Annotated in this window: 15 protein-coding genes; 10 read left to right on the top strand and 5 right to left on the bottom strand. The window is 49.3% G+C overall.

Features of this window, described 5'->3' with window-relative positions; all coding sequences use genetic code 11:
* Positions 1–44 precede the first annotated feature (44 nt).
* On the bottom strand, positions 45–890 hold the full coding sequence (locus tag KOD92_RS20410; RefSeq protein ID WP_215235443.1) for a helix-turn-helix domain-containing protein: 846 nt from the start codon (positions 888–890) through the stop codon (positions 45–47).
* Between the two features lie 97 nt (positions 891–987).
* Between KOD92_RS20410 and KOD92_RS20405 the strand changes: the two genes are divergently transcribed.
* Positions 988–1,863: an SDR family oxidoreductase gene (locus tag KOD92_RS20405; RefSeq protein ID WP_215235442.1), complete on the top strand. Its 876-nt coding sequence runs from the start codon at positions 988–990 to the stop codon at positions 1,861–1,863.
* A gap of 11 nt (positions 1,864–1,874) precedes the next feature.
* Here KOD92_RS20405 and KOD92_RS20400 read toward each other — a convergent pair whose 3' ends face one another.
* Entirely contained in the window at positions 1,875–3,221 is a 1,347-nt protein-coding gene (locus KOD92_RS20400; protein ID WP_229254771.1) for a hypothetical protein, read from the bottom strand.
* Between the two features lie 181 nt (positions 3,222–3,402).
* Here KOD92_RS20400 and KOD92_RS20395 point away from each other — a divergent pair, with 181 nt between their 5' ends.
* The 5 genes from KOD92_RS20395 (at position 3,403) to KOD92_RS20375 (ending at position 15,603) form a co-directional block, all read left to right on the top strand.
* Complete coding sequence (locus tag KOD92_RS20395; protein WP_215235441.1) at positions 3,403–6,465, top strand: SusC/RagA family TonB-linked outer membrane protein; 3,063 nt, start codon at positions 3,403–3,405, stop codon at positions 6,463–6,465.
* Positions 6,466–6,487: 22 nt separating this feature from the next.
* Entirely contained in the window at positions 6,488–8,164 is a 1,677-nt protein-coding gene (locus KOD92_RS20390; RefSeq protein ID WP_215235440.1) for a RagB/SusD family nutrient uptake outer membrane protein, read from the top strand.
* 56 nt (positions 8,165–8,220) lie between these two features.
* Positions 8,221–10,695 carry a hypothetical protein gene (locus KOD92_RS20385; protein WP_215235439.1) on the top strand — a complete coding sequence of 825 codons (2,475 nt, stop codon included), beginning with the start codon at positions 8,221–8,223 and terminating at the stop codon, positions 10,693–10,695.
* Positions 10,696–11,090: 395 nt separating this feature from the next.
* The gene (locus KOD92_RS20380) at positions 11,091–14,096 is read left to right on the top strand and encodes a SusC/RagA family TonB-linked outer membrane protein (protein ID WP_215235438.1); all 3,006 of its coding nucleotides are present in this window, start codon (positions 11,091–11,093) and stop codon (positions 14,094–14,096) included.
* Positions 14,097–14,109: 13 nt separating this feature from the next.
* Positions 14,110–15,603 (top strand): RagB/SusD family nutrient uptake outer membrane protein, encoded by a 1,494-nt coding sequence (locus KOD92_RS20375; RefSeq protein WP_215235437.1) that lies wholly within the window; start codon positions 14,110–14,112, stop codon positions 15,601–15,603.
* A 40-nt stretch (positions 15,604–15,643) separates the two neighbouring features.
* Here KOD92_RS20375 and KOD92_RS20370 read toward each other — a convergent pair whose 3' ends face one another.
* A complete protein-coding gene (locus tag KOD92_RS20370) occupies positions 15,644–16,045 on the bottom strand; it encodes a helix-turn-helix domain-containing protein (RefSeq protein WP_215235436.1) in 402 nt (133 codons plus the stop codon).
* A 202-nt stretch (positions 16,046–16,247) separates the two neighbouring features.
* On the opposite strand from KOD92_RS20370, the gene KOD92_RS20365 reads away from it, so the two are divergent.
* From KOD92_RS20365 to KOD92_RS20355, 3 genes are all read left to right on the top strand, one after another.
* Positions 16,248–16,700 carry a carboxymuconolactone decarboxylase family protein gene (locus KOD92_RS20365; protein ID WP_215235435.1) on the top strand — a complete coding sequence of 151 codons (453 nt, stop codon included), beginning with the start codon at positions 16,248–16,250 and terminating at the stop codon, positions 16,698–16,700.
* Between the two features lie 33 nt (positions 16,701–16,733).
* Entirely contained in the window at positions 16,734–17,075 is a 342-nt protein-coding gene (locus KOD92_RS20360) for a YciI family protein (RefSeq protein ID WP_215235434.1), read from the top strand.
* A gap of 250 nt (positions 17,076–17,325) precedes the next feature.
* Entirely contained in the window at positions 17,326–18,582 is a 1,257-nt protein-coding gene (locus KOD92_RS20355; RefSeq protein WP_215235433.1) for an RNA polymerase sigma factor, read from the top strand.
* 36 nt (positions 18,583–18,618) lie between these two features.
* Here the strand turns inward: KOD92_RS20355 and KOD92_RS20350 are convergent, their stop codons facing one another.
* The gene (locus KOD92_RS20350; protein ID WP_215235432.1) at positions 18,619–19,893 is read right to left on the bottom strand and encodes a chloride channel protein; all 1,275 of its coding nucleotides are present in this window, start codon (positions 19,891–19,893) and stop codon (positions 18,619–18,621) included.
* 14 nt (positions 19,894–19,907) lie between these two features.
* Positions 19,908–20,459: an HPP family protein gene (locus KOD92_RS20345; RefSeq protein WP_215235587.1), complete on the bottom strand. Its 552-nt coding sequence runs from the start codon at positions 20,457–20,459 to the stop codon at positions 19,908–19,910.
* A gap of 180 nt (positions 20,460–20,639) precedes the next feature.
* On the opposite strand from KOD92_RS20345, the gene KOD92_RS20340 reads away from it, so the two are divergent.
* Positions 20,640–23,153 carry a phosphocholine-specific phospholipase C gene (locus tag KOD92_RS20340; RefSeq protein WP_215235431.1) on the top strand — a complete coding sequence of 838 codons (2,514 nt, stop codon included), beginning with the start codon at positions 20,640–20,642 and terminating at the stop codon, positions 23,151–23,153.
* Positions 23,154–24,184: the final 1,031 nt, after the last annotated feature.

Below are 24,184 nucleotides of genomic sequence, written 5' to 3'. Positions count from 1 at the left end.
GTTCAAAAAGGCTGCTGACCACTGGTCGGCAGCCTTTTTTTGGTTTAATGCGGATCACCCGATGGTTTGCTGACGCAAAATTCTTTGCCAAGAAAATCCTGCACAAATTTCCGCGGGGTAGTAGAGAGATAGTGTTTGAAATCCTTGATCAAATGGCTCTGATCGTGGTAGCCGAATTCGGTGACGACCGCAAGCCAATCTACGGAATGTTCCTGTTTCTGGATAAAATCGATAACCTGTTTGAAACGGACAAATCGCGTGAGTTCTTTTGTTGAAAAACCGAGGTACTTCTGAAATCGCATTTGGATAGTCCGCGTGGAAAGGTCGGTTTCTACGGCAATCGCCTTCGAAGGCTGATTAAATGCATTTTCGAGATCCAGTATCCCTTCCAGCAGCGGCTGGCTTCCTGCATCTGCTTCTTTTATAAAAGCTAGTCCATATTCGATCAGCAAATTTGCCCGGCTTTGCTGTGCCGGCAGTGTTTTAAGCATTTCCCACAACTCTTCGAATCCCGAAATACCCAGCAGTGAGTCGGGATCGTGTACCATTTCATTTTGCATCCGATCCACCGGAATCTGAAAAAGCCGGTAAAATCCATTTGGGTTGAATGCGACCACGATCATATCCGTCGCCGGTAGTACTTCATAGTTCAGCATTTTGCGCAGCGGACCGATCACGCCGACTTTTTCTATTCTTTTTTCTCCCAAATCCTGATCCCCAAACGATATACGGACTGGTAACCCAAAATTGAAAGCTAGCATTATTTCGAGGCTCGGCGACAGATGCTGCGTAATTGTATTGAAATCACTGTCGGTTTTAATACAATACAAGTGCTTGATCACCTCGCCGAGCGCGCCCGTTACTTCAATATGTTCTCCGATCTCTGGCATAGGTGACTAGGCAAGGCATTTCGTTTTCTTACAATTTTCAGCCCGTGGCCGACTCTAATTTTGGTAAAAAATAAATCAAACCAAAACACTTACTAAAATGGAAAACGCGCAATCACCCCGCATATTGATTACCGGAGCTACTGGAAATGTCGGTTCGGAAGTTGTTAAATATCTTTCCGCCGGAGGAATACCGTTCCGCGCGATGGTACGCTCGCTGGATAAAGCCGCAAAACTGACAGGTGCGGAATATGTTACCGGCGATTTCAACGACCCAAAATCACTGGAAAAGGCGCTTACCGGGATCGACAAAGCATTCCTGCTGACCAATTCGTCGGAGCTTGCGGAAGAGCAGCAGCTGCGGTTTGTCGATGCAGCCGCTGAAGCTGGCGTGAAGCATATTGTAAAACTGTCGCAGTGGGCCGCAAATGTGAATTCGCCCGTCCGGTTTCTGAGATATCACGCGGTGGTGGAGCGGGCGATCGAAAACTCAGGAATTGCATTCACATTTCTGCGTCCTAACTTGTTTATGCAGGGATTGTTGGGTTTTAAGGATTCAATTATCGGGCAAGGACAGTTTTTCGGCGCGATCGGGGAAGCGAAAGTGAGCCTGATCGATAGCAGGGATATTGCCGCCGCAGCAGGTGAAACATTGATTCAGCCAGGTCATGAAAACAAAATTTATAATCTGACCGGCCCGGTAGCTTTGTCCCACGCGCAGCTCGCTGAAAAATTGTCAACCGCAATTGGCCGCCCGGTCCGATTCGTAGACGTACCGCCAGCCGCATTGCGCGATATGCTTTTATATGTTGGTCTTCCAGAATGGCAGGCCGACGGGCTGATCGAGGATTATGCGCATTACGCGCTCGGCGAAGCAGCTGACGTTGCTCAGGGTTTTCATGAAGCTACCGGTTTGCAGCCACGAAGCTTCGATGATTTCGCCCGTGATTATGCGGGGTTTTTTAGTGATAAATAAAATTTGCATCTCTAAAAGTTACCGTCAAATGCCTTACCCGTTTTCAGGTCGGTCAAAGTAACGCTCTCAATCGTACCTATTCCCGCAAACATCAGTCCGAGACCGTACACGCGGTTGAGCGCGTGGCGGTAGCTGGCCTCGTGCACCAGCTCGCCGTTAATGTACAGCTTGGCGTGCTTCTCTTTCACGCTCAGCCGGATCGTACCGCCCTCTCGGAGGTCGGCGCCTAAGAATTCGAGCCCGTCATTCCGCCCGCTTTTTTTGACTTCCGAGAATTGCAGCTTGCTCCAATGCACGCAGCCCGGCTTCATAATGTCGATCATATGCAGCGTCGACTCGCCGAAAACGGTCAGTTTTACTTGCGAGCAGCGCACACCGGCCCGGTCGTGCGAGGTACGGACACGGGCGACGAGATCAAAATTGTCGCCGTTGATATCGGTCAGGTGGGTGTTGATAAAGTCAATGAAAAATGTGCGGTTGGTATCCACGCCGGCACGCGCTACTTCTTCGGCGGTCACACTGTGTTTTCCGCCGGAAAGCAGGTTTGGGATCTCGATCGGATACACGCGGCTGGAATCGTACATCATGCGCGCTGTGGCCGTCCAGCCAGTAGATTTTAGGTAAATGGTTGCTGAATCAAGGACTTGCTGATCTTTTTTAAGCACAGCCAGAAACCGCCCGGGTACTTCATAATAGTGCGACACAACGCTGTCCGAGTCTGTCAGTTTCATCTTCCTTCCATCCCCGAATTCAATATGGTAATCCGCAGCGCCCCCGGCTGTCCGGATTCCTTTTAATGCAAAAAACGCTGAATGCGGGTTTCCTCCCTCCGGGTTTCTGCAAATCATTTCAGCAGTCACATCACCTTCGCCGCTCACCGCTGCATAGTATTCCGCCACGCCGATCAGGGCGATCAGAACGATCAGTCCGGCCAGGATTTTCCATGCGTACCTCCTCGAAACTGGTAATTTTCCGGATACTACCTGTCCGCCTCCCGGAGCCGCGAAAGGTCCAGTTACAGGACTTTCAGCCTCGTGAACAACCGGCTGCTGTAACGACGGCAAAGGCTTTGCAGTCGCGAAGCTATCCCAGTCGGGATACCCGATATAGTTGGCCAGCGCGTCCCTGGTGGCCTTTTGAGGGTAGTAACGCGCGTCTGTTTTTATTTTGCCAAATATGCGTTTCAGCGTGTTCGGACTGATCTGAACGCGCGTTTTCTTGTACAGTATGTGGCTCAGCCGGATAAAGTCGCTGTTCGTCCATTCGGCAATATCAGGTTTGCCATAAATCTCACTGATCAGCTGACATCCGTAGTCCAGGTGGTCGATCTGCGTAGCCTGACCTTTTCCATTTTCCATTATAATTGCACTCTAATATCCTGATAGCTAAATAATTGGGTTGTCCATAATTTTGTACAGGCAGCTGGTTAACGTCTTTCTGTAATCTTCGTATTATGCAAATTTATATTTGCTAACTCAAATTTATTCCAAAGCACGATCGCCGTTCCGATTTTGCACTAAACCTAAATATCTGAAAAATATGCGACAAAAAGCTCTACTGAGTTTTGTCCTGGTACTTCTCTGGCTTGTTCCCGCAATGGCGCAAACCCGTGAAATTACCGGCAAAGTTACTGACGACGCCGCAACGGAACTTCCCGGAGTGAGCATCGTCATCAAAGGTACCCAGCGTGGTACCGTCACCGACGCCAACGGTGTATATAAGCTGGCTATTCCTGACCAGGGCCCGGTCACGATTACTTTCTCATTTGTAGGTTACCAGAGCCAGGAAGTTTCCCCGACGGGGCAATCGACCCTGGACGTGTCCATGAAGTCCGAAGACAATGCGTTGTCCGAGGTGGTCGTGGTAGGTTATGGTACGCAAAGGAAGAAGGATCTGACCGGGGCCATTTCTTCCATTGGTTCCAAAGAAGTTGCAGGCAGGCAAACGATCCAGGTTTCCGAAGCATTGCAGGGTAGTATTGCCGGCGTTTCGGTTACACGCAGCAGCGGCGCGCCGGGAGCCAGCTCCAACATTCTGATCCGGGGTATCACAACAATTGGTACCAATAATCCGCTCGTGATCGTCGACGGCGTGCCAGTGAGCAGCATTGATAATGTAAATCCGGGCGACGTGGAAAATATTACGGTATTGAAAGATGCCGCTTCCGCAGCGATCTATGGTTCGAGAGGTGCCGCAGGGGTAATTTTGGTTACGACAAAAAGGGCGAAAAGCGGACAGGGTAGCCTGGAATACACTTATGAATACGGTGTGCAGCGCGCTACCGCCATGCCCGAGTACGTAGGTGTACAAGATTATATGCGGTATTTTAATGAGCAAACCACCAACGATGGCGCCAGTACCGGCCCATTTGCGCAGCCATTTATTGATTCATACCTTGAAAATAACCGTGCGAATCCCGACGAGTTTCCGAATACCGACTGGCAAAAAGCACTGATCACGCGCAAAAATGCGCCCCGCCAGCGCCACGACCTGGTATTCACAATGGGTACCGACAAGATCAAAACCAAGGCCTCGCTGGGTTACTCCAAATCCGGGGCTTTTTACGATAACAGATCTTTCGACCGCTATTTGTTCCGGGTCAATAACGATTTGCAGGTGAGTAAGAAGATTGCTGTGAACCTGGATGTTTTTTACAAAAGGACAGCCAACAAAGGCAATGCAAACGAGCTGCCGAACAATGATTTCAATCCGATCTACGAAAGCCGGGTCATGCCGCCTATTTATGATGATGTGTATTCCGACGGTCGCGTGGCATTTGGTAAGGACGGGCGGAATCCGTTGGCCAAAGTGCGCGATGGTGGATTTACCAGGTCACTCGAAAATCAGATCGGAGGGCGGGTATCTTTTAGTTACAAACCGGTGGACGGTCTCACGGTAACTGCATTGGTAGCTCCTGTTTTTGATCTTGATAAAAACAAATACTTCTCCAAACAAATACGCTACACGAACCCCGACGGAACGCCGAGCACGGTCGTGAACCAGGCGCGGACTATTTTGACCGAGGGCCGCACGGAGGGTTTAAGTATGAACGGACAGCTGCTCGCCAATTATGTGAAAGAGCTGAACGGCGGGCATACCATTGATATTCTTGCCGGATTTGAAGAAAACTACCGCTCGCTGGAAAACCTGACCGCGTCCAGAAGCGGGTTTGCGCTGACCGATTTTCCATACCTCAATTCCGGCTCCACCGAGCTGCGCGACAATTCCGGGTATGCAAATGAATCGGGACTGCATTCGTTTTTCGGGAGATTACAATACAATTACAAGAGCAAATATTTTATTCAGGGAAACCTGCGCTCGGACCTTTCCTCGCGATTTGCAGCGGCTTACCGCCGGGCTGTTTATCCGTCAATATCAGCAGGCTGGACGATTTCGGAAGAAAGTTTTCTTAAAGACAATTCGTGGCTTTCTTTCCTGAAAGTAAGGGGCTCCTGGGGCGCGGCCGGAAATGAGCGGCTGCTGAATAAAGACAACAATCCGGCCTACTATCCTTACCTGGCGACAGTCGATTTCACGACTGCGCTTTTTTACCAGAATGGAAGCGTAATACCGCTTACCGGTGGCGGACAGCAGGTTTATGCGGTTGAGAACATTTCGTGGGAAACCAGCCAGACGCTCGATTTCGGGCTCGATGCAGCTTTCCTGAACGATCGCCTGACCGTTGCCGCAGATTATTACAAGAAAAAGACGACGGATATTCTCCTCCCGCTCGATATTCCATTGTACCTCGGTTACGACAAGCCCAACCAGAATGCAGGTACGCTCAATGTGCACGGCTGGGAGCTGGAAGCTTCGTGGCGCGATAAGATCAACAAGCTGGGCTATTCGGTCGCGGCTAACTTGTCCGACGCCAAATCCACCGTCGGCGACCTGCGCGGCACGGAGTTCCGCGGCGACCAGATCATCCGGAACGGTAGTGAATACAACGAATGGTTTGGGTATTTGTCAAATGGCCTTTTTCAAACCCAGGACGAGATCACCGGCGCACCCGTGCTGAATGTAACCACCAAACCGGGCGACGTTCGGTATGTGGATGTGAACAAAGACGGTAAGATCACGACTGACGACAAAGTGCTGCTGGGCGGCGCGCTGCCAAGGTATTTGTACGGCGGTAACCTGCGCCTGGATTATGAAGGTTTCGATTTTGGGATCAGTTTTCAGGGTGTAGGCAAGAAGCTTTCGCGCCTCAACAGTGATATTACGCAACCTTTTGCAGAAGCATTTGGCAATATGCCTTCGGAAATGGTGGGTAAGTTTTGGAGTTTGAACAACGATGCCGCGCAAAACCTGCGGGCTACTTATCCGCGTCTTTCACGCACTTCCAACGCCGCCAACTATGCGCTTTCGGACTATTGGCTGCTCAATGGCGGATATTTCCGGGTGAAAAACCTGACGCTGGGTTACACGCTTCCGCAGACGTTGTTGAAGCGGGCCGGCGTGCAGGGATTGCGGCTTTATGTGTCTGCCAACGATGTGCTTTCATTCAGCAAATTCCCGAAATACGTCGATCCTGAATCGTCGACGAGCTACGCGTACCCGATCGTGACCACCCTGATGGCGGGCGCAACTATCCGATTTTAATTAACAGGAAGCACTTATTCTCATGAAAAAAATAGCATTGACTTTTCTCGTGGCGGTGGGACTTTCATCCTGTCATACGCTCGACCTTAACCCTTTGTCGGAAGCCTCAACCGGAACTTTTTACTCTAATCAAACTGAACTAGAACTGGCGGTGAATGACCTGTACCGCGCTACTTTCTGGTCGAACGACAACGAGCTTTTCAGCGATAATGAATGGCACCGCGGCCAGCTGACGAATGCGGTGATTGGCGGCACGATGAATGCGGACGATGCCGCTGTTCAGACTTTCTGGTTGAATGCGTACAGGGCAATTGCCCGCGCCAATTCATTTCTGGCCAATAAAGACCGCGCCGCAGCCACTACACCTGCGTCGATCATGACCCGGCTGGAAGCTGAAATGCGCCTGATGCGTGCCTACCAGTATTCCCGGCTGATCACCCATTTTGGCGACGTGCCGCTGCTCACCGAGCCGCTGGCGCTTGATGCTTCGTATTCGGTACAGCGTACAAACCGGGATGAAATTCTTGCATTCGTATTCGCCGAGCTTGACTTTGCAGCTACTAATTTACCCGAAAGCTATGCCGCCGCGGAAACGAAACGGTTGACAAAAGGGGCTGCGCTGTCTATCAAGGCGCGTACTGCTTTGTATCTGGGTAAATGGGATATTGCCCGTGACGCTTCGAAAGCGATCATGGAATCGGCGGCGGGTTATAAGCTGCACACGAGCTATTCGCAGCTTTTTACAAGAGCCGGAGAATCCAGCAGCGAGTTGATCATCAGTATTCCGAGGGACGAGAGCCAGCAGGTTTTCGGTGCTGCGGCTTATGTGCAGGATAATATTTCAAGAAATGCGGGCGGCTTTGGCGCGCAGCTTCCTACACGTGAGCTGATGGATGCTTACGAATGCATTGATGGAAAACCCATTGACGAATCGCCGCTTTACAACCCGCTGGCGCCATTTAAAAACCGCGACCCACGGTTGACTGCCAGTATCGTTGAGTTTAATACCCAGTGGCTGGGCTACAATTATACGCCTCACCCGGATTCCTTACTGGTATTCAGCGCAAAGGAAAACAGGAAGGTACAGAACAAGGATACCCGTGCAGTAGCTGCGTTTGCAAGTTTCACCGGGTTGTTATGGAAAAAAGGCATCGACCAGACCTGGGCCGACCGGCGCGTGGAAGACAACGATCTGATCATCGTGCGCTACGCCGAAATCCTGCTCACCTACGCGGAAGCGAAGATCGAGCTGGGTGAAATCGATGCTAGCGTGGCAGATGCGATCAACCAGGTTCGCGCGCGGGCTTATGGGGTGAGTGCTGCAGAAACAAAGTCTTACCCGGTGGTAACAAGTACCAATGCAAATGCATTGCGCCAACTTTTGCGGAGAGAAAGGCGCGTGGAATTCCCGCGTGAAGGCTTGCGCTACATGGATCTGATCCGCTGGCAGCTGGCTGAAAAGGTACTCACAAAACCAGTGATCGGCCTTCCTGATCCCGCCGCTCAAAATCGTGCGAAATGGCCATTTCCCGGCGTGACGCCGCTGGATGCTGACGGCATTCCTGACTATTCAGGATTTGGTACCGACGTGAAAGTGCTCGCGCAGCGGAGTTTTGACAAAAGCAGACAATACCTCTGGCCAATACCCGCCGTCGAGCGGCGTGTGAATACCAATGTGACGCAGAATCCAGGCTACTAATTATTTTTCCTATTACCAATATTCCTTTTTTTAAAGGGCTTAACGATCGTTTTTTAATGAAAAAGTATTCGCTTCTGACCCTGCTGGGGTGGCTGGTCCTGTGTGGCCAATTTGCAAAAGCGCAAACCCCGAACAAACCATCTTTCAGTGGCATTTATCCTCATTTGGCCATGTACAACAAGGAGGGCGAATGCGGCACGGGTGCGGTGGTACCCTGGGCGGGAAAGCTTTGGGTGATCACATACGGCCCGCATTTACCTTTTGGTTCTTCTGATAAATTGTATGAGGTGAGTGCGGATCTGAAACAAACCGTATTTCCGGGCAGTATCGGAGGTACCCCGGCCAACCGGATGATCCACTCGGAAAGCAAGCAGCTTTTTATCGGGCCTTATGCGATTGATGATAAGTCGAATGTGCGCGTGATCCCGTACAAAGCAATGCCCGGCAGGCACACCGGCAATGCGAGACATTTGACAGATCCAACCAAAAAAATCCTTTACGGGACGATGGAGGAGGGTTTTTATGAAGTAGATGTAGCCACGCTGAAACCGACCATGCTTTATGAAGATGGGAATATCGACCGCGCCAAAGCGGCTGACAAATCTACCTATCAGTTCAAAGGGTTACTTCCCGGAACCCACGGAAAAGGCTTTTATTCCGGCCAGGGCGTGGCGGTTTATTCCAATAACGGCGAACCCGGAAAGCGGGCGGAAATCGATTTTGATATTGAGTCGGGCGTGCTGGCGGAATGGGACGGGAAAGACTGGAAAGTAGTTCGTCGCAACCAATTCGTGGAAGTAACGGGGCCGGGTGGCATTTACGGAAATAAAAATCCTGAAACCGACCCGATCTGGGCTACGGGTTGGGATCATAAGTCGGTGCTGTTGGGGGTTAGGGACAATAATAAATGGACTTTTTACCGCCTTCCAAAAGCCAGTCACTCTTACGACGGCGCACACGGCTGGAACACAGAGTGGCCGCGCATCCGCGACGTAGGTACTGCTGCCAAGTCCGATTATCTGATGACAATGCACGGAATGTTCTGGCAGTTTCCAGGCAAGTTCACTTCCAAAAGTTCGGCGGGAATTCGTCCGCGCTCGTCGTACCTGAAAGTGATCGGCGATTATACGCGCTGGAATGATCAGCTTGTGTTCGGCTGCGATGATTCGGCGCAACGCGAATTTTTGAACAAAAGAAAAGCAAAAGGTGGCATTGAAGGTCCCGGACAATCGAATTCAAATTTGTGGTTCACTTCGCTGAATCTGCCCGATCAGCTTGGCCCGAACACCGCCGAAGGTTCTGTGTGGCTGAATGAAGCTGTGAATGCAGGCGACGTTTCGGACCCTATGCTGTTTGCCGGCTGGCCGCACCGGTCGGTTTGGATCCAGAATAACGGGGATACCGAGGTGAGTTTTGCATTGGAAGCTGATAAAGATGGAAATGGCAGCTGGTCGGAGTTGAAATCCGTTTCAGTTAAGCCCAAAGCTTCACAGCGCATTGATTTTAAAAATGGCGAAAAAGGGGAGTGGGTGCGCATTAAGTCGGGCAAAGCGACTAATGTTTCAGCGCACTTTTACTATTCTACCGACGACAAACGTACCACCAGCCCGGATGCTATTTTCAATGGTTTGACACAAGCAACTACCGGTAAGTCAACCGCCGGGCTTATTTACGGACTTGGCGACGACCGCCGCGCATTGGCGCTGGCTGCCAGAGATTATGAAGGTAGCAAAGCCAAGGAAGTGGGTTACTATGAATTGGACGCGGATATGAAGCTCGTACGAAAAGAGGATCAGAAGACACTGGATTTTGTAAAAACAAAATTTGCTATTCCGCAGAAAGTGGTGACAGTAGACGCATCTTCGGTATTGGTTGTCGATGACAAAGGTCGCCGGTGGCGGTTACCACTTGGTAACGAGGCTTTTACAGGACTTACTGACCAGTCTGCATTGCGCATTTGCCGCGAAGTAGCGACCGAGCGTGACCTATTCAATTGCCACGGTACTTTTTACGAGCTGCCTGCTGAAAATGCAGACGGTTATGCCAAGATCAGGCCGGTTTCTTCTCATAATTTCCGGATCAACGATTACGCTTCCTACCGCGGGTTGCTAGTGATGACCGGTCTTGACGCGGATAAAGCTGCTGCTAACAAGCACATTATCGTTTCAAACGATAAAAAAGCGGCGGTTTGGGCAGGAGCGATCGATGATCTTTGGAAACTGGGCAAACCTACCGGTCACGGCGGTCCTTGGAAAAACGCGAAGGTGAATGCAAACGAAGCTTCGGATCCTTACCTGATCGGTTTTTACGACAAGAAAAAAATGACTTTGTCCCACAATGCGACAACACCTGTCACTTTCACGCTGGAAGCTGACCCGGTTGGAAATGGTCCGTGGATGGAATACAAAACCTTCACCGTGGAGCCGGGAAAATCGCTTGACTTTGAATTTCCAGCCGCATTTGCAGCAAGATGGATCCGTTTCAAAACTGACAAGTCCTGCCAAGCGACCACTGAGCTGGTTTACCGTTAATTTTCCTTTTTGTGATCTTGAATTAAGACCGGATATTATGGCAAAACAGAGGTGAAAAAATGAAATTTTAAATAGCGCCCTGTCGGGCAGGTAAAAAGTGTGCACGTGCACACTTTTTGTATTTTACGGTAACTGCTATGTAAATAATAAAAGAACCTTTCCTGTGAATGTTAAAATAATATTCTTTAAAAATTAAGTTTTAGAAAATTTTATTACTATTACTACTGGTTACACAAGAGATATCACAATATAAAGTAGCTATCGATGTAAAAATCAAAACTTCATCAGGGACATGTTCGCGCGGGAGGGGCGGCCTGTTCAACAAAGCAGCATGCACGATTTAATTATTCTAAACTCTTAGAGGATTTTCAGTTAACAGACCAACAATGTCAACTATGCGAAATCAATACAAATTTTTAATCAGGCTTTCCCTTTTTGCCGCGCTTTCGCTGGCAAACGGACTGGAAAGCGCTGTGGCCTTTTCACCCGATAACAATGTGAAAAAACGGGCCGGACAAGCGGATTATACGGTTACTGGAAAAGTCGTTTCCAGCGAAAATGAAGCTTTACCTGGTGTGAGCATTGTAGAAAAAGGAACGAATAAAGGTACCACGACGGATATCGACGGCGCATTCACCATTAACCTGACGAGTCCCGGCACGACGCTCATTTTCAGCTTCATCGGATATGCGACCAAAGAAGTGGCTGTGGACGGTGCCACAAACCTGGATATCGTGCTGGAATCGGATGCAAAAGGTTTGGACGAGGTGGTAGTGGTAGGATATTCGGCTAAAAAGGCGCGGTACCTGTCGAGTTCAGTTTCGACGATCAGCAGCCAGAAGCTGCGCGACGTGACTTCCAACGAATTGCCCAACCTGTTGCAAGGTAAGGCGCCGGGGGTTGTGGTTTCCACGAATTCAGGAGATCCTACCAGTCCGGCCAGGGTTGTGATCCGCGGATCGGGTACGATCTCGGCAAACAGCTCGCCGCTTTACGTGGTCGACGGTAATATTGACGGTAGCTACAACCCGGTCGACGTGGAAAGCGTAACGGTACTGAAAGATGTGGCGGCGACGGGTTTATACGGTTCACGCGCGGCAAACGGGGTTATTATCGTCAATACCAAAATGGGTAAGGCGGGTAAAACGGAGATCAACTTCAACAATACATTTGGCTGGGCGAAGGCAACAACAGGTAATTTCCGCCTGATGGATTCGCAGGAACTGTTTGATTTTCACAGCACTTTCAATCCGCGGAACGAATCAGTGTTGCGCACGAATACCAACTGGTGGAATGAAGCTTTCCGTACCGCATTTGTGAACAACCACAACGTTTCTATCTCCGGTGGTTCGGACAAAACGACCTTCTACGTTTCGGGTAACTACTACAAAGAGCAGGGTACAGTGGTTGAAAACGATAAAACGGGCTTCAACTTCCGCACCAACCTGAAATCGCAACTGACCAACAAACTGGCGGCGGCGATACTTTTCAATGCGCAGTACACGAGGGATAACTATCAGAATAGCAATACTTTGTATGATGCTTATACCAACCTTCCGTATGATCCGGCTTATGATAACGGTGTCCCTACCGACGGTCGCTCTTATCCAAACTGGCTCGGCCGCGATCGGGAAAACTTCCTGCATTCGATCCAGTACAATTTTGCAAATGCAAGGAGTTTGAGAACCAGCCTGGATGTAAATCTGGACTATGACCTGACCGACAAGATCACGCTTTCGAGCTACAACCGCGCCAATTTCGGAAACGGGTCGGGCGCTACTTATTATGACCGCCGTACAAAACAGGGCGGAGCAAATGGCGGAGAACTTTACAATAACAATAACAACAATTACCGCCTGCTGACTTCCAACCGTATCCGGTATTCGGAAGAATTCGGAAAGCACAGTCTGACATTGCTGGGTGTTGCGGAAGCAGAGACTTCTTTCAACGAATTCAATACCACTTCGGGTAAAGGGTTACCGGCTGGGCAGGATGTATTGTCAGTTGCGACAGATATTCTCGTGTCTCCGACCAGTTACAACGAGCAGGTCGCATTCCGTAAATTCCTCGGCCAGGCTGACTACAATTATGACAACCGCTACTTCCTGGTGGGTTCGCTGGTGAATGAATTTTCTTCTTTGTTCGGGAAAAATAACTCGACCGCTAACTTCTTCCAGCTGGGTGCTTCGTGGGTATTGAGTAATGAGGAATTTTTGAAAAACAATAAGGTATTGACCTTTGCGAAATTGCGTTTGAGCCATGGTACAGTGGGAAATGCGGCTATTCCGAATTTCGCGTCGCTCGGCTTGTACACGATTTCACAGTCGGCCAGCTATGCAGGTGTGCCGGGTGCGCAGCCTTTTCAGAAAGGAAATCCTGACCTGACTTGGGAAAAGATCCGTGCTTCCAACCTCGGATTTGATATCAGTTTATGGAACCGGGTTGATCTGGCCGTGGATATCTATAACAAAAAATCCGAAGATCTGCTTTACCAGAGACCATTAACGGCGACTACGGGTTACAGTTATGTTTGGGTAAATGCAGGTTCTGTCCGCAACCGCGGGGTTGAATTCAGCCTTACTTCGAATAATATCACAGGAAAGCAATTGACCTGGGAGACCAATTTTAATATGGCCTTCAACCGGAACAAGATCCTTGAACTCAGCGGCGGCGCAGCTACTTTCCGCCCGGGTAACCGCTTACCTCTGGCAGCCGGCCACGATATGGGCGAATTTAATATGCCGGTCTGGGCGGGCGTAAATCCCGAAAACGGCGATCCGCAGTGGGAAAAGCTTGTGACCGACGCAAATGGAAATGTGACCAAAGAACTGACAAATGCGTATAGCACAGTTCAAACCGCACAATCCCGGCAGTTTACAGGAAAATCAACCAACCCTGACTTTACAGGCGGTTTGACCAATACGTTGGGTTACAAAGGGTTTACACTCTCTGCATTCTTCAATTTCGTATCTGGTAACTGGGTTTACAATGAAAGCCGCGTTTATTTTGACAACGACGGTTTGTACGAAAGCTACAACCAGATGGTACTGCCAAGTCAATATTCTCGCTGGGAGAAGCCGGGTGATATTGCCACGCACCCGAAACCGATCGTGGGCGGTAACAAGGATTCCAACCAGTCTTCGACGCGGTACCTGGAAGATGGAAGTTACATCCGCCTGCGTAACGTGCGCCTGGGCTATAATATCCCGGTGAATACCATCAAGCGCATCGGATTTGCGCGCGCGAACATCTTCGTAAGTGCGGATAACCTTTGGACAGGAACCAAGTTCACAGGTCCGGATCCGGAGGCTTCTTTCTCATTTGAAGACACCCCGGGTGCTTCCAGTATCAAATATCCGATCAGCAGAAAACTGCTTTTTGGTGTCAATTTCACATTGTAATAGCTCAGCCACTATGAAATTTATAAAATCAAAACTGGTATTGGCACTTGGATTGGTGTCGATGCTGTCCTGCGAACAATATTTCGATCCTACCACCAATATTGATGAAACGACGGCGCTCGCGAGCGAGTCGGACGTGCAGACTGTCACGATCGGGACTTACGCGTTTCTGAACAAATCGCCTTATGTGTACACGGGCCACATTATGATGGAATATCCAAGTGATGAGATCGCCCAGGGGCAGATATCGGGTAATGATTTCACGCGGATTTATCGGTATACCCACATCAATACCTCTTCGCATGCAACTGCCTATTGGAGCCAGTGCTACAAGATCATCGCGGCGACGAATAAGGTGATTGGTTTTGTTGCAAATGACGCTTCCGCCGAGTTGAAACAGCTGAAAGGGGAGAACCTTTACCTGCGTGCGATGGCGCATTTCAACATGGTGCGGATGTTTGGCAGGCCTTACCCTCAGAACGAAGGTAACAACCCGGGCGTACCGATCCTGCGCGACGGATTGAGCGACAGCGAAGCTACCGCATTGCCACGGTCGTCGGTGAAGGAAGTTTACGATTTCGTGATCGCTGACCTGCTAGCCGCTGCCGACCTGATGACGGTAAAAAAGACGAATATCTACGCTTCCAAAGAAGTGGCTTATGCGCTGCTTGCGAAGGTGTATTTGTTTAAAGGAGATAATCAGAATGCATTGAAATACGCAAATCTGGTGATCGATAGCGGCAGGTATACGCTGCTTTCTTCTTCCAACTACCCTAACTATTTCAAGCTGGTACCTGAAAACAATACGGAAACGATATTCGCGGTGCGCCACACGAGCGTGCAGATCGCGGAGATCAGCAGCATGTACATCAGCTCCGATCGCTCGGGTGCGCCACTTGCGCAGGGTGTGAGCGGCTGGGCGGAATTGTATGCTTCGCAAAAATATATTGACTTCCTGGGTAAGCATCCGGAAGATTTGCGGAAATCGTTTGTGACACCTTATGTACTGAATGGAGAGTTGCAGACGAACAAAAAGCTGACACCTGCCACGCCGATGTATTATATCAACAAATACACGTTGCAGGATAATGTGATCAATGCATCGTCGCCGGTGTATCTGCGCCTTGCTGATATGTACCTGGTACGTGCGGAGGCAAATGCGAAACTGAACAATACCGCCGCCGCCCTGGCCGACGTGAACCTGATCCGCACCCGCGCCGGGCTCACAGGAGCTGCATTGTATACTGCCGGAAACCTGGCTGGAAAAACGGTACTGGACGTGGTATTGGAAGAGCGTTTCCTGGAACTTGCGTTTGAAGGTCACCGCATTTACGACCTGTTCCGCAACAACCGCCCGATGATACGAAACTACCCGGGCACGCATTCGCAAAACAATACACCAACCACGAATGTGAACCAGACAATATTACCGACCGACCCGCGGGTAGTGTTCTTTATCCCTCAAAACGAAGTGGACCAGAACAAAAACCTGGTCCAAAACCCATAATATATTAGGTTTAAGTTGATCGGACAGCAGGTAGGATTTCCTATCTGCTGTTTTGTTTTGCTATCTGCGGCATTTTATCATTTATGAAAATTTCCAGGGGTAATCCCAGATGTTTGTGAAGATTCAGGATTTGCTGCAAAGTAAAATAGCGCTTTCGGTTCAGTATTTCAGACACTCTGGACTTTGGGCCGATCAATTGCTCAAGGTCTTTATTTTTCCAGCCGTTTTCTTCCATCAGATATTTGATAGCGTCAATCGGATCCGGGTATGGTATTGCATAATGCGTTTGTTCATAAGCATGCACTAATGTGCTCAGAACATCCAGTTCATCATCCAATTCAGAGTATGGAGCAGGATCCAGAAGCAGCAATTCATCAATTCTTTGAAGTGCGTTCTGGTAATCCTTTTCTGTTTTTATAGGGGTTATTGTGACGGTATTCATGGTTTGCTCAGAATTTCGGTGCTGGGAATTGGGTTGATTTTTAAATGGTATTTGCATTGATTTTGTCATATTCAGCGTGTGTTCCAATCCATTATGTTACAGTATTTTAATTTCTCTCAAAAGATTAAAAATTTCTTTCAGACTTTGTCTAATCCTGGATCTTCGGTTGTCATTGGTTTTTAAACGTTAAAATCTTTACAAAATGGAAGCAAGATTAAATCTTCAGGAAAAAGGAAAAAATGCATTGAAAGCGCTTTTTGGAATGGGCGGCTATCTTCATAAATCTTCGATCGAACTGCCTTTGCGCGAGCTGGTCGTATTTCGGGTATCGCAGATCAACCAGTGCGCGTATTGTCTGGATATGCATTACAAAGATGCCCGAGCAAAAGGGGAGACCGAGCAGCGCCTTTACGGACTGAGCGCGTGGCGCGAAGCACCCTATTACACCGATCGCGAAAGAGCAGCGTTTGCCTGGGCAGAAGCTGTGACCAAATGTGAAGTGCCCGATGCAATTTATGCCAAAGTAAAACAGCAGTTTTCCGACGAGGAGCTGATAGATCTGACTATGGTCGTAACCAATATCAATACCTGGAACCGCCTCAATATTTCATTCCCGGGAGAAGTCGGCAGTTACCAGGTAGGCCAGTTCGGTTGAAATTTTTTTCAGAAACATATAAATTGAAACGAAATGAATGAATTCCTGATCGCAATACACCGGGATATTAAGAGCAAAGACGCAAGTCCGTCTCCCGAACAAATGCAGGCTTCGATCAAACCTTTCCAGGACTGGATCGGCAGCATTGCAGCACAAAACAAACTCGTAGCCCCGCCCAAACGCTGGGACCTCGACGGCCGGGTGGTTAAAAAAGACAGTACCGTTCTGAACGGGCCATTTGCAGAAATCAAAGAATCCATCGGCGGCCTGTTTTTCATCCGCGCCGAAAACTACGAAGAAGCCGTAGAAATCGCCAAAGGCTGCCCTGTCCTGGAATGGGGCGCGTCGGTGGAGGTGAGGATGGCGGTGGGGTGACGGCGGGTTATGGTCATTGGGTCATTGGTGGTCATTTATAGTCATTGGTGGTCATTGGTGGTCATTGGTGGTCATTGGTGGTCATTGGTGGTCATTAATAGTCATTGATAGTCATTAATGTCATTAATAGTCATTATGGTTGTTTGGAGGTTGTTCGGGATTATTAGGAACGGTTTGAGATTGTGTTTCAGGTTGCACCTTAAACAATAAATGACTATTAATGACAACAAGTGACTACCAATGACTACCAATGACTACCAATGACACCTCCCCCTCCCCCCTCCTCCCTCACCTCTTCCGAACCGAATACCGGAACATCGTAGGGGTGCTTTGTTATCGGTTTGGTATTGAGCATGTTGAGGTGGCGGAGGATATTGTTAGTGATACTTTTTTGTCGGCTACGGAGCATTGGGGCACGGAGGGGATCCCGGAGAATCCGGTGGGTTGGCTGTATACGGTCGCTAAGAATAAGACCAGGAATCACCTGAAAAGGAACGCGCTTTTCGAGAAAAAACTCGCGGCTGAGATCAGGTATAGCGCTGAAACTTCAGAGGAGATTGAGATCGATCTTTCGATAAAAAACATTGCAGACAGTCAGCTCGCGATGATTTTTGCGGTTTGTAACCCGATCATTTCTGCCGAATCTCAGATTTCGCTTGCATTGAATCTGCTCTGCGGGTTTGGTATTCAGGAGATCGCCGATGCGTTTCTGACGAGCAAAACGGTTGTTTACAAAAGACTTAACCGCGCCAAAGAAAAGCTAAAAGAAGCCAATATCCGGATCGAGCAGCCTACCTTATCCGAGATCAACAGCCGGCTTGACACGGTGCTTACTACCTTGTACCTGCTGTTTTCAGAAGGATATTATTCCCAAAATGAGAATACAACTTTACGGAAAGACCTTTGTGCAGAGGCAATGCGGCTTAATTCCCTGCTGCTCGACAATCCCACGACTAACAAACCCGCAGTGAATGCATTGCTGTCGCTGATGTGCTTTCACTCCTCGCGTTTCGACGCCCGCCTTGATGAAATCGGACAAATTGTTTTATATGAAGACCAGGATGAAACGCGCTGGAACCAGGAGCTGATCGGGCTCGGCAAGGATTTTCTGATCAAAGCTTCCACTGGAAACGAGGTTTCAAAATATCACCTCGAAGCTGGAATCGCATTTTGGCATACTCAAAAAGAGGATACGCAGCACAAATGGGAAAGCATTCTCCAACTCTACAACAACCTGCTGATCCTCGAATATTCTCCGATCGCCGCATTGAACCGGACATTTGCGGTGAGCAAAAGCCGGGGGAAGGAACAGGCGATTGCCGAGGCGGAAAAACTGCAACTGACAGATAACCATTTCTATTTTTCACTGCTCGGACATTTATATTCCGGGCTGAATGATGCCAAAGCGTTACAGCATTTTGAAACGGCACTCGCGCTGGCCGCTACCGATTCTGAGAAGGCGCTGATAAAGAGAAATATGGAGCGTGTGACTGCCCGGCGCGATTGATCTGAGTATTTAAACTTGTTCCTGATAACCTGAAAATCAGGGTAACGGGCGCACCGCTGGCCGGTAACTGTACACCGAATAGGGAAGGATCAGGCCGGCAACCCATCTTGAAATGAGGCAGGCTAATACGATCGGTATAAAAAGCACGTAGCTGTCGGCGATGGCGCAAGCCAGAAAAATGGCAGTAAAAGGTGCATGAATGCTTCCGCTCAATACCGCCGCCATTCCAATCACCACAAAATTGATCGGGATCAGTCCCAGGTGAAAGTACATATTAAGAACATGGCTCACAATCAGGCCCAGAAATGCACCCATAAACAGGCTGGGTGCAAAAACACCGCCATCACCGCCCGCACCGAGCGTCACCGAAGTCGCGACGGGTTTGAGTAACATCACGATGAGCAGCGGGAGTAATAGGGTGAGAGAAGTGAGATTGGTAGTTGCAATCGCCGTTTTGATCCCCGCATACCCTTCTCCATACAATCCGGGAAACATAAAAACGAGCGCGGAGATTGACAGCGAGCCTACTGCAATTTTGACCATGTCATTTTTAAAAGAACCGAATAGCTTCTTGAAGAACAACACACATTTAGTAAGGTACACCGCATTCAATCCCGCCAGAACAGCAAGCAAAACCATATAAGGAAGCGCCTGAATATGCCAGGCTTTGATATTGAATTGGAATAGGGGTTTGTAAAATAAAAAGTGCGTGATGAGCCAGGAAGTGACGATTGCAGTGACTACACTGACGTGGTGCAGCTTACTTCGACGTTTCGTGAAAACCTCAAATGCAAACAGAAAACCGGCAAGCGGGGCGTTGAAAAGTGCGGTAAGTCCGGCTGCCAGGCCCGAGCAGATCAGGTCGGTGCGGTACTTTTTCAAAAAGCTCGCCTTCCGCGACGACAATGCGCCAATCGCCGCTGTGGAAACGACCGTGGATACTTCAATGCCCGTCGAGCCGCCAAAAACGACCGTGAGCAAACCATTGAAATAATGCGACGGAATTTTGTAAGCCGGCAGCATGTGCGCGTCCTTATTGATCGTGTCCATCACTTCTTTGATTCCTTTGTTGGCTTTATTCCGAAACAAAAAATGCCTCAACACGTAAATTGTTGCCAGACCGATAAAAGGAAGTATGAAAATCAGGTAGGGTCTGTGGTGAATGCTTTCGATAAAAAGCTCTTCGTAGTGTTCAGTAGCAACTTTTAGCGTGTCGGCGATCAGTGCGGATAATACGCCCGTGATGGAAGCCGCAAAGAGAACGGCTGCGACGCGCCGCGATTTTTTGATCTGGTAAGAATGTAAAGTCATGATTAATTAACTGGCTACCGGTAGCGACGGTTCCAGATCTTGTACCAGTTTTTGTTTTTCGGGTAATGGCGGTTCGTCGCCAGGTTATTGACAAGCAGCGCCACAAGCAGTAAAATCAGCACGCCCGTGAGTACCGGGCTGAGTACATATTCATAGCCCAAACTTTTGATTTTGTCTGAACCAATATTGGCGATCAGCGCCGTGGCGCCTCCCGGCGGGTGCAGCGTGCGGGTAATCTGCATCAATACAATAGATATGGAAACGGCGAATGCAGAAGCCAGCCAGATATTCCCGGGAACGAGCTTATGCACCGTCACACCCACGATAGCACACACAAGATGGCCGCCGATCAGGTTGCGCGGCTGTGCAAGCGGGCTATTCACAATTCCATAAATAAGTACCGAAGAAGCGCCGAACGAGCCGATTAGGAATACGCTGTCGGAGGCTGAAAACATGTTGTTATTGACGAAACCGATCAGCGCAATGCCTGCAAAAGATCCTAAAAATGTCCAGAAATGATCTTTGTAATCGACCAGTGTTTCCTTATAAATCACATAACGCGCCATGCGCATGTGCCTTCTGATTCTCTTTCTCAATGTATGCTGAATTGAACCGCAAATTAACAACTTTTTGCGAGCGGCATGGTGCTGTATCCGCCATTCGCGTAGCATTATCTTATTATTAACACTAAGTATCGAACGTGAAAAACGTGCTTTCTTTGGTAGTCCATAACCAAAACCACTGACATGGATTCAAGAAGAGAGTTTCTGAAAAAAGCCGCTTTGTTGTCCGGCAGCGCAGGTATGATGGCGTTTCTGCCCGAGTCCGTTCAGCGCGCAATGGCGATCAGTCCCGATCCCGGCACTACTTATCTCGATGCCGAGCACGTGGTGATATTGATGCAGGAAAACCGTTCATTCGACCACACTTACGGGCGGTTGCAGGGTGTAAGGGGGTTCAACGATCCGCGTGCGATTTCGCTGCCGAACAAGAACAAGGTTTGGCTGCAAACGGATAACAAAGGGGATACTTATGCTCCTTTTCACCTCGATATCAAGAACACGAAAGCTACCTGGATGCACGATCTGCCGCATTCCCGGGAGTCGCAGGTGGATGCTTACAATGGGGGTAAATATGATAAATGGTTGGCATCGAAGCGGTCGAGCCACAAGGAATACTCGGATATGCCGCTCACACTCGGCTATTATGACCGGGAAGACCTCCCTTTTTATTACGCATTAGCCGATGCCTTCACCATCTGCGACCAGAATTTCTGTTCTTCGATGACGCCTACGCACCCCAATCGCTATTATTTGTGGTCGGGTACGATCAGGGAAGAACCTAGTATTGACTCGCTGGCGGTGGTTCGTAACAGTTATTTTTCCATTAACAAACCCGTGAAATGGAAGACTTTCCCCGAGCGGATGGAGGAAGCCGGTGTACCGTGGAAATTTTATCAGAATGAGGTCGGTGCAATCATGCAGTTTCACTCGGGGCTGGGCTCGTGGCTGAGTAATTTCGGTTGTAATCCGCTGGAAAGATATGCGCAATACCACGTAAAATCATCGCCAGACTATATCCGCTACGCAAAGGCCGAAGTGGAGAAGCTGAAAGGTGAAATGCCGGCATTGAAAGAAAAGCTGGCGGCTGCAACAGATGAAGAAAAAACGAAGCTTACCAAGAGCTTTGATAATAAAGTCGCATTAGTGGAAAAGTACGAAGCGGACCTGGCGCAGTACAGTGAGGAAAACCTTAAAAAGTTGTCGGTTACCGATCGCAGCCTGCACGAGCGCGCCTTTGTGACCAACCGAAATGATCCTGATTATCTTAAACTGAGCACGGTTACTTACGAAGAAAACGGGGAGAAAAAGACTGTTCAGGTTCCGAAAAGTGATATTTTCTATCAATTCAGAAAAGATGTAAATGAAGGGAAACTGCCGGCGGTATCGTATCTGGCGGCGCCGCAGAACTTCTCGGATCATCCGTCTGCGCCCTGGTATGGTGCGTGGTATGTGTCGGAAACGCTCGACATCCTGACCAAAAACCCGGAGGTATGGAAAAAGACGATCTTTATTTTGTGTTATGATGAAAATGACGGCTACTACGACCATATTCCGCCGTTCTCCATTCCAAATCCATTCAAATCAGACTCAGGAAAAGTGTCCGAAGGCATTGATATCAAAGCCGAATACGTGACGCTCGATCAGGATCTCTCGCAGGTGCCGAAAGGGAATGCGCGGGAAGGGGCGATCGGGCTGGGTTTCCGCGTTCCGCTGGTGGTGGCGTCGCCCTGGTCGCGCGGGGGCAAGGTTTGTTCTCAGGTTTTTGACCATACTTCCATTATTCAGTTTCTGGAAGAATTCACGAGTCACAAGTCGAAAAAGACGGTGAAGGAAACCAATATTTCTGAATGGCGGCGCACGATCTGTGGCAATATCAGTTCCGTTTTCCAGCCTTTCGATGCATCGGCTTACGAAAAACCGAAGCCGGTTAACCGCGATGAATTCGTTACTTCCATTCACCAGGCGCAGTTTCGCAATGCACCTTCCAATTTCAAGGCGCTATCTGCGGGAGAAATAGCCGACATTAATCGAAATGCGCTGCAATCGGCGCATTTGCCCAAACAGGAGCCCGGTACGCGCCGCTCCTGCGCCATTCCCTACGAGCTTTATGCGGAAGGTAGTTTTTCAAATGATAAAACCGCATTCGACATCAGTTTGCATGCTGGAAAGAAAGCCTTTGGTGAAAAATCAGCCGGCGCGCCATTTATTATTTATGCAATAAATACTTACCAGGGCGAAGCGTTGCGTGTATGGAATTTTGCTGTGAAAGCAGGGGATACTTTAACGCAAAGTTTTAAAATCGCCGATTTTGAAGGTGGGAAATACCATTTGCGCGTGTATGGACCAAATGGATTTTACCGCGAATTCGCAGGCGATAAAGGCGAGGATATCGATGTTGCCTGCACCTATCTGACTGATAAGTCGGGAAAACCAAATGGCGACTTGCAATTTACGGTTGGCAGCCGCAGTGGCAAATCAATGGCGGTGTCTATTATTGATAACGCGTATGGTGAAGAGCCGGGAGGTATAAGTGGTGCGGGTGGAAAAGGAGTGATTGTCAAAAAGCTCAGAAAAAGCCATAACTGGTACGACGTAAGCCTAAAATTCGACTCGGGTATGGTGTGGACGTACGCCGGGCACGTCGAGACCGGCAAGGAAAGTAGCACAGACCCGTTAATGGGCGCGGCGAGTGTTTGAAAGACTATTCTAGAAACAGGGGGCTCCGCAGGAGCCACGTTTACCTCGGGATAACGTATTTCTAGAAACAGGGGCTCCTCCGGAGCTGCGTTTATCTTGCGAAATGTATTTCTTGAAACAGGGGGGCTCCTCCGGAGCCACGTTTACCTCGGGATAATGTATTTCTAGAAACAGGGGGCTCCGCAGGAGCCGCGTTTATCTCGCAAAACGTATTTCTAGAAACAGGGGGGCTCCTCCGGAGCCGCGTTTATCTTGCGAAACGTATTTCTAGAAACAGGGGGCTCCGCTGAAGCCGCGTTTATCTTGCGAAACGTATTTCTAGAAACAGTAGGCTCCTCCGGAGCTGCGTTTATCTTGCGAAACGTATTTCTAGAAACAGGGGGGCTCCTCCGGCACCTTTCTAAATAGCTGCAAAGCCGCAGAGCGGCTCCCTGTTTCTAGGGAAATACGTCGGATCCATATAAGGTCCCTGCGGGGCCTCCTGTTTATTCCAACGAATGGAAGAGGCCGGGATACCAGACGCAGATTGAGAAAAAGAAACATATTCCTAGAAACAAGGGGCTCCTCCGGAGCCGCGTTTATCGCGAAACATATTTCTAGAAACAAAGGGCTCCTCTAGAGCCACATTCATCTCGCGAAACATATTTCCAGAAACAGGAGGCTCCGCCGGCACCTTTCTGAATAGCTGGAAAGCCGCAGAGCGGGTCCCTGTTTCTAGGGAAATACGTCGGATCCATATTAGGCCCCTGCGGGGCCTCCTGTTTATTCAGATGAATGGGATAGGCCGGAAGACCAGACGCAGATTATAAAAAAAACGTATTCCTAAAAACAGGGGGCTCCGCTGCAGCCACGTTAACCTTGCGAAACATATTCCTAGAAACAGGACGCTCCGCCGGAGCCGCGTTATCTAGAGAAACATATTTCCAGAAACAGGAGGCTCCGCCGGCACCTTTCTGAATAGCTGGAAAGCCGCAGAGCGGGTCCCTGTTTCTAGGGAAATACGTCGGATCCATATTAGGCCCCGGCGGGGC

Origin of the sequence: Dyadobacter linearis (genome assembly GCF_907165045.1) — a bacterium.
In the GTDB taxonomy this organism is placed as follows: domain Bacteria; phylum Bacteroidota; class Bacteroidia; order Cytophagales; family Spirosomataceae; genus Dyadobacter; species Dyadobacter linearis.
The sequence above is the reverse complement of the archived record's forward strand: the minus strand, read 5'-3'. Positions and strand labels throughout refer to the sequence as shown.

What these genes read in the sequence shown, in the direction of transcription:
- KOD92_RS20410 (WP_215235443.1), bottom strand. Translation starts at nt 890, where the DNA reads ATGCCAGAGATCGGAGAACATATTGAAGTAACGGGCGCGCTCGGCGAG.
- KOD92_RS20405 (WP_215235442.1), top strand. Translation starts at nt 988, where the DNA reads ATGGAAAACGCGCAATCACCCCGCATATTGATTACCGGAGCTACTGGA.
- KOD92_RS20400 (WP_229254771.1), bottom strand. Translation starts at nt 3,221, where the DNA reads ATGGAAAATGGAAAAGGTCAGGCTACGCAGATCGACCACCTGGACTAC.
- KOD92_RS20395 (WP_215235441.1), top strand. Translation starts at nt 3,403, where the DNA reads ATGCGACAAAAAGCTCTACTGAGTTTTGTCCTGGTACTTCTCTGGCTT.
- KOD92_RS20390 (WP_215235440.1), top strand. Translation starts at nt 6,488, where the DNA reads ATGAAAAAAATAGCATTGACTTTTCTCGTGGCGGTGGGACTTTCATCC.
- KOD92_RS20385 (WP_215235439.1), top strand. Translation starts at nt 8,221, where the DNA reads ATGAAAAAGTATTCGCTTCTGACCCTGCTGGGGTGGCTGGTCCTGTGT.
- KOD92_RS20380 (WP_215235438.1), top strand. Translation starts at nt 11,091, where the DNA reads ATGCGAAATCAATACAAATTTTTAATCAGGCTTTCCCTTTTTGCCGCG.
- KOD92_RS20375 (WP_215235437.1), top strand. Translation starts at nt 14,110, where the DNA reads ATGAAATTTATAAAATCAAAACTGGTATTGGCACTTGGATTGGTGTCG.
- KOD92_RS20370 (WP_215235436.1), bottom strand. Translation starts at nt 16,045, where the DNA reads ATGAATACCGTCACAATAACCCCTATAAAAACAGAAAAGGATTACCAG.
- KOD92_RS20365 (WP_215235435.1), top strand. Translation starts at nt 16,248, where the DNA reads ATGGAAGCAAGATTAAATCTTCAGGAAAAAGGAAAAAATGCATTGAAA.
- KOD92_RS20360 (WP_215235434.1), top strand. Translation starts at nt 16,734, where the DNA reads ATGAATGAATTCCTGATCGCAATACACCGGGATATTAAGAGCAAAGAC.
- KOD92_RS20355 (WP_215235433.1), top strand. Translation starts at nt 17,326, where the DNA reads ATGACTACCAATGACACCTCCCCCTCCCCCCTCCTCCCTCACCTCTTC.
- KOD92_RS20350 (WP_215235432.1), bottom strand. Translation starts at nt 19,893, where the DNA reads ATGACTTTACATTCTTACCAGATCAAAAAATCGCGGCGCGTCGCAGCC.
- KOD92_RS20345 (WP_215235587.1), bottom strand. Translation starts at nt 20,459, where the DNA reads ATGGCGCGTTATGTGATTTATAAGGAAACACTGGTCGATTACAAAGAT.
- KOD92_RS20340 (WP_215235431.1), top strand. Translation starts at nt 20,640, where the DNA reads ATGGATTCAAGAAGAGAGTTTCTGAAAAAAGCCGCTTTGTTGTCCGGC.